The sequence below is a fragment of the Sphingorhabdus sp. genome, from assembly GCF_046596595.1.
Taxonomy (GTDB): domain Bacteria; phylum Pseudomonadota; class Alphaproteobacteria; order Sphingomonadales; family Sphingomonadaceae; genus Sphingorhabdus_B.
On sequence record NZ_JBKJMB010000066.1, the window covers coordinates 1 to 1,498 of the forward strand.

Sequence of the window (1,498 nt, forward strand, 5' to 3'; positions counted from 1 at the left end):
ATGGTGCAATGATGCAACCGATTGAAAAGATAATCGCACGTTCATCATGGGTGTCGTTTAAGCGACGCTTTAGTTGAAAGGGATGATAATGAAAAAGAATCACATGATTACGATGACGCTTGTCGCAGCTATGCTTCCGTTGTCGGCTTGCGTTACCGATCCGGAGACCGGCCAACGTACGATTTCTAAGGCCGCCATTGGCGGTGTCGGCGGCGCACTTGGCGGCTATCTGCTTGGCGACCTGATTGGCGGTCGCCGTGACCGTACCGAAAAGATTGTAGGCGCAGGCATTGGCGCTTTGGCTGGCGCGGGGGCTGGCTATTATATGGACGAACAGGAACGAAAGTTGCGCCAACAAACCGCCGGTACAGGCGTTAACGTCATTCGTGACCGGGACAATCTGGTTCTCGATATGCCGTCCGAAGTGACCTTTGGCGTGGACAGTTCAAATATCGACGCCGGTTTCCGCAATACGCTTGACCAGGTTGCCTCGACTTTGACTCAATATGAGAAAACCTATGTCGATGTCATGGGCCATACCGATTCCACAGGTTCGGATGCGTATAACCAGTCATTGTCGGAACGTCGCGCATCAGCAGTCGCGGATTATCTGGCAACGCGCGGCGTTCAGTCGGCACGCCTTGCAACGCGCGGTTATGGCGAAAGCCAGCCAAAGGCGAGCAATCTTGACGCCGCTGGCCGTTCGGCCAATCGCCGCGTCGAAATTCGTCTCGTACCTGTAACGCAAGGCTGATTTGGACTTAAACCGAAACACCTTTTAGCAATTTGGGCAGCGCGCCACTTTCGCCCCGCGCCTCGGCCATGAAAAACGCCTTGGCCGGGGCAGCGCGCTGCACCATTGCCATACCAAAACGCCGGACCGCCGACGCGGTCTTCCCCGGGATCGAAAAAAGCCGGTTCAGTCCGTCAGTGGACACTGCAATCAACAATGTATCGATACTGCGCCACCGGCTGTAGCGGTCAAGCAATTGCGTATCGCCAAAATCCAGCCCCAGACGCATGCCATCGACCAAGACCTCGGTTAAGGCAGCAACATCGCGAAGTCCTAAATTGAGCCCCTGTCCGGCAATGGGGTGGATGCCATGCGCACTGTCGCCAATGAGCACGAGCCGTTCGGCGGTAATCGCGGCTGCATGGTGGAAGCCAAGCTTATACGACGACAGCGGCGCGGACAATTCGACTTCGCCCAATATGCCGCCCATTCCCTTTTCGAGCTCCGCGGCATAGCCACGCGGTGACAACTTCATATAGCCAGCGGCATCTTCCGATTTGACGGACCAGACAATCGCCGACCGGTGGCGGCCGTTTTCATCATCCAGCATAGGCAGAACGGCAAAAGGCCCAGACGAATAAAAAATCTCATAGGCGATATTGTTATGGGGCAGCGCGTGGTACATCGCGCCGACGATGGCATGATGCTCATACTGCCAATGCGCGATGTTAATCCCTGCTTCCTCGCGAGTCTCGCTCTTGCGAC

General features: G+C 55.9%; 2 protein-coding genes. One reads left to right on the forward strand and one right to left on the reverse strand.

Going from position 1 to position 1,498, the window contains the following annotated elements:
- Window positions 1-88 precede the first annotated feature (88 nt).
- The gene (locus tag ACLL9E_RS07205) at window positions 89-754 is read left to right on the forward strand and encodes an OmpA family protein (protein WP_411291062.1); all 666 of its coding nucleotides are present in this window, start codon (window positions 89-91) and stop codon (window positions 752-754) included.
- A gap of 7 nt (window positions 755-761) precedes the next feature.
- Here the strand turns inward: ACLL9E_RS07205 and ACLL9E_RS07210 are convergent.
- Window positions 762-1,498 (reverse strand): FAD-dependent monooxygenase (locus ACLL9E_RS07210; protein WP_411291063.1); only part of this gene is annotated, 737 nt, incomplete at its 5' end.